The sequence below is a fragment of the uncultured Muriicola sp. genome (assembly GCF_947258935.1).
Lineage (GTDB): Bacteria > Bacteroidota > Bacteroidia > Flavobacteriales > Flavobacteriaceae > Muriicola.
Genome location: NZ_CAMYKH010000081.1, coordinates 1 through 9,114, shown reverse-complemented (window position 1 = coordinate 9,114; position 9,114 = coordinate 1). Strand labels below are relative to the sequence as shown.

General features: G+C 40.7%; 6 protein-coding genes and 1 pseudogene. All 7 read left to right on the top strand.

Features of this window, described 5'->3' with window-relative positions; translation table 11 throughout:
* Positions 1-594, top strand: a pseudogene (locus tag Q0X72_RS11850) (hypothetical protein); the annotation flags it as partial.
* A gap of 283 nt (positions 595-877) precedes the next feature.
* The gene (locus tag Q0X72_RS11845; RefSeq protein ID WP_297765638.1) at positions 878-2,608 is read left to right on the top strand and encodes a glycoside hydrolase family 3 N-terminal domain-containing protein; all 1,731 of its coding nucleotides are present in this window, start codon (positions 878-880) and stop codon (positions 2,606-2,608) included.
* A 74-nt stretch (positions 2,609-2,682) separates the two neighbouring features.
* A complete protein-coding gene (locus Q0X72_RS11840; RefSeq protein ID WP_297765636.1) occupies positions 2,683-3,960 on the top strand; it encodes a glycosyl hydrolase family 17 protein in 1,278 nt (425 codons plus the stop codon).
* 57 nt (positions 3,961-4,017) lie between these two features.
* The gene (locus Q0X72_RS11835; protein WP_297765634.1) at positions 4,018-5,508 is read left to right on the top strand and encodes a glycoside hydrolase family 30 protein; all 1,491 of its coding nucleotides are present in this window, start codon (positions 4,018-4,020) and stop codon (positions 5,506-5,508) included.
* 39 nt (positions 5,509-5,547) lie between these two features.
* Positions 5,548-7,113 (top strand): MFS transporter, encoded by a 1,566-nt coding sequence (locus Q0X72_RS11830; RefSeq protein ID WP_297765632.1) that lies wholly within the window; start codon positions 5,548-5,550, stop codon positions 7,111-7,113.
* Positions 7,114-7,217: 104 nt separating this feature from the next.
* Positions 7,218-8,048, top strand: a complete 831-nt coding sequence (locus Q0X72_RS11825) for a glycosyl hydrolase family 17 protein (protein ID WP_297765640.1) — start codon at positions 7,218-7,220, stop codon at positions 8,046-8,048.
* A 246-nt stretch (positions 8,049-8,294) separates the two neighbouring features.
* On the top strand, positions 8,295-9,114 hold an 820-nt coding region (locus Q0X72_RS11820), incomplete at its 3' end, for an MFS transporter (protein ID WP_297765628.1).

The window sequence follows — 9,114 nt, the reverse complement described above, 5'->3', positions numbered from 1 at the left end:
ACTACATCAGAGCAATTTGGTACCCTGGTATTGTTTGTTGATGGTCCCGGAACAACTGCCGGCACCTTCTATATGGATGATATAGAACAGGTTGCTGGTACTGGTGGTGGCGGAACCCCAGCTACCTTCCCATTAGACTTTGAAGATGGTGTTTTGTTTTTCAATGCATTTGAAGGAGCAACGGTTGCCGTTATTGATAATCCTCAAACAACAGGTAATACCTCTTCCAAGGTTCTCGAAATGGTGAAGCCTAACGGAGTTCGATTTTTTGCAGGGATCAATTCTGATCAAGCACTTAACGGACCCTCTATCGATTTATCCAATGGGTTTATCTTCAAAGTCAAAGTTTGGTCACCGAAGGCAGGGATAAATGTCCGTATGCGACTAGAACAGGAACCTGGGGTAATAGATCCGCCGGCTTATGAGATCTTTCAGCCATTGGCTAATGCCAATGAATGGGTAACGTTGACGTTCGATTTTACCAGTCAGGCAATGTCGAGCTATGTATATACAAGACTTGTTCTAAATACAGATTGGGATACTGATCCGGCAGGTGGTGAAACCTATTATATAGATGATATAACACAAGAGTAATTAATAAATTCCAATTGTGACTTTAAGTAAAAAGGTTGGCACTATAGCAATATTTTGCTAACCTTTTTTATCTTCTAACGCAATCGTTTCAAAACATTGCACAACCATACTTTAGGAAGAAAACCATTGTAAGAATTATTTTAAACGATGAGGTAAATTAGTACAGATGACCGCAGTCCTCAGACTATAGCAATGATGAAAGCAACCGCTTTAAAATATCTTGTTGCATTTTTACTCATAGGCTGCTGCTTCTTTTCGTCTTGCAAAAAAAAAGATTGACCTGGTGATTAGCAAAGACATCAAAATTGAAGAGAAAATTGATTCGCTCCTGGCGATAATGACCCTGGATGAAAAGATAGGTCAGATGACCCAGGTACGTCATTTTGAGGAAATCCCGGAAGATGCGATTTCTAGCGGGGCTATTGGGTCTATTATTCATACTGAAGGGCCTTTACCAGGAAGTAACGCCGCATCATGGCAAGCTACATTTACTAGTTTACAAAAGAAGGCTTTGGCAAGTAGACTGGGAATTCCATTACTTTTTGGTGTAGATGCGGTTCACGGCCAGAACACTTACGATGGAGCTACTATTTTTCCTCATAATATTGGCTTAGGTGCTACAAGAAATACAAAGCTTGTGGAAAAAGCAGCTGGCATTACAGCCCTGGAATCTAAAGCAACCGGATTTAATTGGGTGTTTTCACCCTGTGTCGCCATTCCCTATAATGAAAAGTGGGGGAGGGTGTATGAAGCGTTTTCCGAAAGTACAGAATTAACTGAAAGCATGGCAAGGGCATCTGTTCTTGGTCATCAGGGAAGGCGTTTAGACCAAAATTCTATTATGGCAACCGCCAAACATTTTATTGGAGATGGAGCCACTGACAATGGAGTGGAAGGAGGAGACTGTACGTTGAGTCAACAAGAAGTTAGAGAACGTCTCTTGCCACCGTACCATGCAGCAGTAGATAGAGGTGTTGGTGCTGTCATGGCCTCTTTTAATAGCATGGCCGGATTACCAATGCATGCCAACAAATATTGGATCACCGATGTTCTTAAAGAATCTATGGGATTCAATGGAATTGTGGTTTCAGACTGGAAAGGTTATTCGCGTTTTGGAGAGAATGAGATTATCAATGCCGGAATTGATATGGTGATGGCCGTAGATGGTGACTTTGAGATGTATCGCGGAGGGCTAAAATCCGGGGTGGAAAATGGGCAGGTTTCTCAGGCACGTATAGATGACGCTGTTCGCAGAATTTTGCGTCAGAAATATAGTTTGGGTTTGTTTGAAAATCCTTTTCCCGATGCAACATTAATCCCTAAAATAGGGAGCGATGAGCACAGGGAAGTGGCAAAACAGGCAGTGAGAGAATCACTGGTATTGTTAAAGAATAAGAAGAAAACGCTTCCATTAGATAAGAATTTAGGGAAGATCGTAGTGGTTGGGGAACATGCGGATAATTCCGGATTACAATCTGGTGGCTGGTCTATTCACTGGCAGGGCTCCGCAGAAAATTATTCGGGTTCTACCACCATTCTTAATGGGATAAAAAGATTGGCAAAAGGGGAAGTCATCTATGATATGGATGCTAGCGGTGATCATAAGGATGCAGATGTTGCCATTATAGTTATCGGGGAAACTCCTTATGCCGAATTATTTGGTGATATTGGAGGCGAAATAGACGCCTATCAGTTGACGCTTACTGAAAATCATAAGAATTATATCAATACCTACGTCAATAAAGGCGTGAAAGTGGTGATAGTGCTAATTTCTGGGAGGCCTTTGGTAACCACAGAAGAAATAGATAGATCGGATGCCTTTGTTGCAGCCTGGTTGCCGGGATCTGAAGGCGGCGGCATTGCTGAAGTGCTTTTTGGAGAGTACAATTTCAAAGGTAAGCTGCCACATTCCTGGCCAAGATCAGAAGAGGATTACAAAGGAAAGTTTGGCCCAAATTTTTGGGATAGTACATATGCTCCATTATTTCCTTTTGGGTATGGATTAGAATATTGAAATTATTTCAACCAGGTATAATATATTGCAACGCAAGTTAATATGCTGAACAGTTAAAAATAAAAGATATTGCGATGAGAACTATAGTAAAAACTATGTTATCAGTAATGGTATTATTTTTAATCCATTCATGTAATGATAATAAAACCGAACAGGATCAATCTCAAACAAAGAAAGAAGTGACAGCAAAGGATATTTTAGGAAACCCTGATTACTTGGCCATTTCATACGGTGCCTACAGAGAAAAAACGCGGGATCTTACCGTTCAACCAACACTAAGTGAGATCAAAGAAGATATGCTGATCCTATCAGCTATGGGAATACGGGTTTTGCGGACCTATAATGTTCATTTACCTCAGGCATTCAATATTTTGGTTGCAATAAGGGAATTAAAAGAGGAAGATCCCGATTTTGAAATGTATGTTATGCTCGGGGCATGGATAGACTGTAAGAATGCATGGACAGAAGAAGAACCTGATCACAATATAGAGAGTGCACAAAATGAGGCGGAAATAGCCAGGGCGGCCTCCCTGGCCAATCAGTATCCGGATATCGTTAAAATCATCGCCGTAGGGAATGAGGCCATGGTAAAATGGGCCACCAGCTATTTTGTACAACCATCCGTTATTTTGAAATGGGTAAATCACCTTCAGGAATTAAAGAATGCAGGGAAGTTGTCAAAGGACCTATGGATCACAAGTTCAGACGATTTTGCTTCCTGGGGAGGTGGAGAGGAAAGCTACCACACAGAGGATCTTGAAAAATTGATAAAGGCTGTAGATTATGTTTCAATGCATACCTATCCCTACCATAATTCTCATTACAACCCGGAATTCTGGAGGGTTCCGGAAGAAGAGGAGCAACTTTCGGATATTGAAAAGGTTGATGCCGCTATGCTGCGCTCCATAGACTTTGCAAAAGCTCAATACAAAGGTGTTTCAGACTATGTGGCAAGTCTTGGAGTGAAGAAACCCATTCACATCGGTGAAACCGGATGGGCAACCATTTCTGATGGCCATTACGGTCCAAAGGGCTCTAAAGCAACAGATGAATATAAAGAAGGGATGTACCACAGTCTTATGCGAACCTGGACAAATGCGGAAGGGATCTCTTGTTTTTATTTTGAGGCGTTTGATGAACAGTGGAAGGATGCTCATAATGCAAAAGGTTCTGAGAATCATTTCGGGCTATTTACACTAGATGGGAAGGCCAAATATGCCTTGTGGGAGATGGTAGATAAGGGAACGTTTAAAGGTCTAACAAGAAATGGTAATCCTATTGTAAAAACTTATGATGGTGACAAAGAGGCATTAATGATGGATGTTCTTGTACCGCCATCGAGCAATGAATAGGTAAGTAGTATATTGCAGGGATAAAAAAATAACTCGTACCATTTGAAATATCAGATTATGAGAAAGTTTAATAGATTTAATTTCATTTTAATATTGACATTGATACTTAGCGCTTGTACCGTAGAGAATACGTTGAAAGTTGAAGTCTTTGAGACTTCTGCAAATGGGAATAAACTGCAGTCAATTTCAGAATTTAGTAATAACGAAGAAGCAGCTGTCATAAGACTGTTACCGGAAGAGAAATTTCAGACCATTACCGGGTTCGGAGGTTCGTTTACCGAAGCTTCTGCTTATTTGCTAAATGAACTTGGTCCGGAGAATCGCAAAAAGATCATTGACGCTTACTTCGGTGAAGAGGGCGCCAGATATTCTCTGACCCGTACCCATATGAATTCATGTGATTTTTCATTGAGCAATTATTCCTATGCCGATGTTGAAGGAGATATTGAGCTAGAGCATTTTTCCATTGCAGAGGACAAAAATGATATCATCCCTTTTATTAAGGATGCTATGCAGAGCTCCAAAGACGGATTTAAAATATTGGCTTCCCCATGGACGGCGCCACCATGGATGAAAGATAATAAAGACTGGCGTGGCGGTAAATTATTACCCGAGTACAATGACACATGGGCATTATTCTTTTCAAAATACCTGGAAGCCTACAAGGCAGAGGGGATAGATATTTGGGGCTTTACTGTTGAAAATGAACCTTTAGGTAATGACAACAACTGGGAGAGCATGCATTATTCCCCCGCTGAAATGACAGCGTTTGTAAAAGATTATCTGGGTCCAAGGTTGGAAAAAGATGGGCATGAAGTGAAGATTTTAGGCTATGATCAGAATCGGGAACATCTAGACGAATGGGTAGATGAAATGTTCCAAAATGAAGCAACTTCGAAATACTTCGATGGGACCGCAATACACTGGTATGCGAGCACTTATGAGGTTTTCCCCGAAGCATTGCAGTACGCTCATAATAAGGCTCCAAACAAGTATCTGATACAATCTGAAGCCTGCGTTGATGCTGAAGTCCCTAAATGGAAGGATGATGCATGGTACTGGTCCAAGGAAGCAACGGACTGGGGCTGGGATTGGGCTCCCGAGCAAGATAAACACCTTCATCCAAAATATTCTCCGGTCTATAGATATGCACGTGATATAATTGGCTGTATGAACAATTGGGTAGATGGTTGGATAGACTGGAATATGGTGTTAGATACCCAGGGTGGGCCAAATTGGTTTAAAAACTGGTGTGTTGCCCCCGTCATTGTAGATCCGGCAAAAGATGAGGTGTATTTTACACCCATATATTACACCCTTACTCATTTTAGTAAGTACATCAGACCGGGCGCTGTACGAATAGGCTTCAATAACACTGATGAAGATCTGATGGTCACAGCGGCTAAAAATACGGATGGCTCTATTGCAGTTGTAGTTTTAAATCAAGGTACTAACCCCAAAAACTTCAATTTGTCATTAGCAGAAAATTCTGTTGCTATTCAAATAAGTGCTCAGGCAATTCAAACAATAGTCATTCCTGGCTCTTAAATAATAAAATCAGCAATAAACTAACTAAAACCAACGAATATGCCGAACATTAAAATTGCCGCAAGAGATAAAGTGCCTGTGGGCCAAAAAGCCGCCTTCGGAGCAGGTCATTTTATTTTAAATATTTTACCTGGGACACTAGGCGTTTTTATTCAATTCTTTTTACTCACCGCGTGGGGAGTTGATCCTTTATGGGCTGGTCTTTTAGGAGGGTTACCAAGGATATTTGACGCTATTACCGACCCAATTATGGGTTTCATTTCAGACAATACAACATCCAAATGGGGGCGTAGAAGACCCTATATTTTTCTGGGAGCAATAATAAGTGGAATACTCTTCTTCTTGATGTGGCAACTAGATGATAATGCAACGCAATCTTATATCATCTGGCATGTAATGATACTTCAAATCCTATTCCTTGTTGGTAACACAATGTTCGCAACTCCATTGGTAGGTCTGGGTTATGAAATGACATCAGACTACAATGAAAGAACAAGATTGATGAGTTTTGCCAACAGCATGGGACAGATCGCCTGGATGATCGTGCCTTGGTTGTATGTAATCATTCCAGATTCGGATACCTTTAATACCCAAACAGAAGGTGTGCGAACAATGGCCCTAATTGTAGGTGCCATGTGTATTGTTTTTGGAATTCTACCAGCATTATTTTGTAAAGGGATTGATTCTTCACATATGGAGAACCGAAAGAAAATTAATTTTAAAACACTTGCTTCCAATATGAAAGAATTGTTTACAGGAATTGTTCAGGTTTCTAAAAACAAACCTTTTATGAAGTTATGCGGAGCCACATTTTTAGTTTTTAATGGATTTCAGCTTGTAGCGGCATTTGGTGTATTTATCATCGTATTTTATATATACAACGGAAGTTATGAGTTAGCGGGGACCTGGCCAGCCTGGTTTAACACAATTAATGCAATGATCACGGCATTTTTGGTGATCCCTATTATTTCAAAAATGGCTGATAAATGGGGAAAGAAAAATGCCTTTATAATTTCCACGGTATTATCGATTATTGGCTACCTGTTAAAATGGTGGGGATTCGACAAAGAACTCAATGGGAAATTTAACGAAACAGGTTTAGGAGAAGGATTAAATTCAGCAATAGGTTCTCTTTTTGGATGGTTAAACCCAATATTAGATAATATTGGAATGTCTTGGTTTTCTATAGAGCCAGGTAGTGAAATACCATGGCTTATGTTTGTGCCAATTCCCTTATTTGCCTTTGGGATGGGTGGTCTATTTACATTAATGATGTCTATGACTGCCGATGTCTGTGATTTAGATGAATTGGAAAACGGGATGCCACGTAAAGAGGGTACTTTTGGCGCCATTTACTGGTGGATGGTTAAATTAGGGCAGGCTATCGCCCTTGTTTTAGGTGGTTTAATTTTAAAGATCGTTGGTTTTGATCCGAATATCACTGAGCAAAGTATGGAAACCATGAATAGACTTAGAATCGCCGATATATTAATCCCATCGTTAACGGCAGCCCTGGCAGTATGGGTGATGTGGAAGTACAGTCTGTCTGAAGAAAGAGCCAGAGAAATTAAAGCACAACTGGAAGAACGCAGAGGCGAGCTTTAAAACCTGGATACAACTATAATAATTAAGAACAATTAGATTTAATCAATATGTCTTCAAGTAGAAAAGAAAAATATTTAGCACTAGCGTCACTCGATTATGAAGGGATGTCTACAGCAGAGCTCAAAAAACTTTGTAAAAAAGTCTTGGAAGGCGGTATGCATGGTTTGTGCTTTAGCCCCTATATGGAAGGTCAAAAACCTGGGGATCAGATCTCAGAAGAACAGATCCGCAGGAGAATGGAGATCATTAAACCTTATACACAGTGGATCCGGTCTTTTTCGTGTACCGAGGGGAATGAGGCAATTGCGCGTATTGCAAAAGAATTCGGTATCAAGACTATGGTAGGTGCATGGCTCGGAGACGATCCTAAGATCAATAAACAGGAGGTTGATAACCTGATTGCTTTAGCTAAAGAAGGGTATGTAGATATAGCTGCTGTTGGCAATGAAGTTATGTTACGAGGAGACCTAACGGAGGATGAATTATTGAGTACAATGCATCGTGTTAAGGATGCTATACCCGATATCCCTGTGGCCTATGTAGATGCGTATTACGAATTTGCCGAAAGACCCAGAATAACCGAAGCATGCGATCTTATTTTGGCCAATTGTTACCCATTCTGGGAAGGGTGCGACATGGATTATTCCTTGCTTTATATGAAGGATATGTACCAACGAGCCTTAAAAGCAGCTAATGGTAAAAAAGTAATCATCTCTGAAACCGGATGGCCAGAAAGAGGAACCAGTCTGGAAGGAGCATACCCGTCATATGAAAACTCCTTAAAATACTTTATGAATACCCAAAAATGGGCTGAGGAAGATGACATTGAAGTATTTTATTTTTCATCTTTCGATGAGTCATGGAAAGTAGGTGCAGAGGGAGATGTAGGTGCCTTTTGGGGTTTATGGGATAAAGACGAACAATTAAAATTTTAAAGTAAGGAAACAGGAAGAACCAAATATATTAGTTAGATATATTGATTGGTTTAACCCGGGTCCAAAAATTGATCCTTGCAAGGATGATTATTTGGAGAAGTATCATGTAAAATAGTTATTCGTTTTAGCGGAGAAAAGGGCTAGTTGCTTCCGGCTAGCCTTTTTTTTTAACTACATTTAAAAATTCTTTTATTCGAGATATATACGTAGCTCGCTTTATAGTCCAACCAACTAAAAAACAACGATATGGAACCATCGGCAGTACAAGTAAAAATGAACAAGTCGTATACTATTTTAATCAGCCTGATTGTAGCACTTGGTGGGTTTTTACTTGGGTTTGATAGTGCAGTTATCTCCGGAGCCGTAAAAGGTATTACCATTTATTTCGAGATGACCGAATGGATGTTGGGCTTCTCCGTTGGTTGTGTAGTATTCGGAGCAATGGCCGGTAATCTTATGGCAGGGCCTGTAGCAGACAAGTTTGGGAGAAAGAACACTCTGATTGTTGTGGCGGCTCTTTTTACCGTTTCTGCAACCTGGTCTGCCCTGGCAACCGGATATACCGAGTTTATAATTGCCAGGATCATTGGTGGAGTGGGCATTGGAGGAGCCATCCTCATTGCACCCATTTATATTGCTGAAATTGCTCCTCCAAAACTGAGAGGGAGCCTGGTTTCCTTTAACCAGTTAAATATAGTGATAGGTATTTCCGTCGCCTATTTTTCCAATTATTTCCTTATTAATTTGGGAGATGAAAGTTGGAGGTGGATGCTGGGAGCGGAATGCATACCGGCTGCCCTATTCTTTTTACTGCTGTTTTTTATACCCAGGAGTCCCAGGTGGCTGATGTCTCAGCAAAACGAAGCACAGGCCCGTGAAACATTATTAAAATGTGGCGCTGAGGATGTTGATGAGGAAATACGGGCCATCCAAAACTCGCTGGATCTGGAGCACCACAGTAAAGACGAACCATTCTTCAGCATGAGCTATCGATTTCCAATCTTGCTGGCCATAGCCATAGCAGCCTTTAATCAATTATCTGGGATTAATGCGGTGCTCTACTATG

Bases quoted from the DNA above. Each gene is read 5' to 3' on its own strand.
- Q0X72_RS11840 (WP_297765636.1), top strand. From the start codon at position 2,683: ATGAGAACTATAGTAAAAACTATGTTATCAGTAATGGTATTATTTTTA.
- Q0X72_RS11835 (WP_297765634.1), top strand. From the start codon at position 4,018: ATGAGAAAGTTTAATAGATTTAATTTCATTTTAATATTGACATTGATA.
- Q0X72_RS11830 (WP_297765632.1), top strand. From the start codon at position 5,548: ATGCCGAACATTAAAATTGCCGCAAGAGATAAAGTGCCTGTGGGCCAA.
- Q0X72_RS11825 (WP_297765640.1), top strand. From the start codon at position 7,218: ATGTCTACAGCAGAGCTCAAAAAACTTTGTAAAAAAGTCTTGGAAGGC.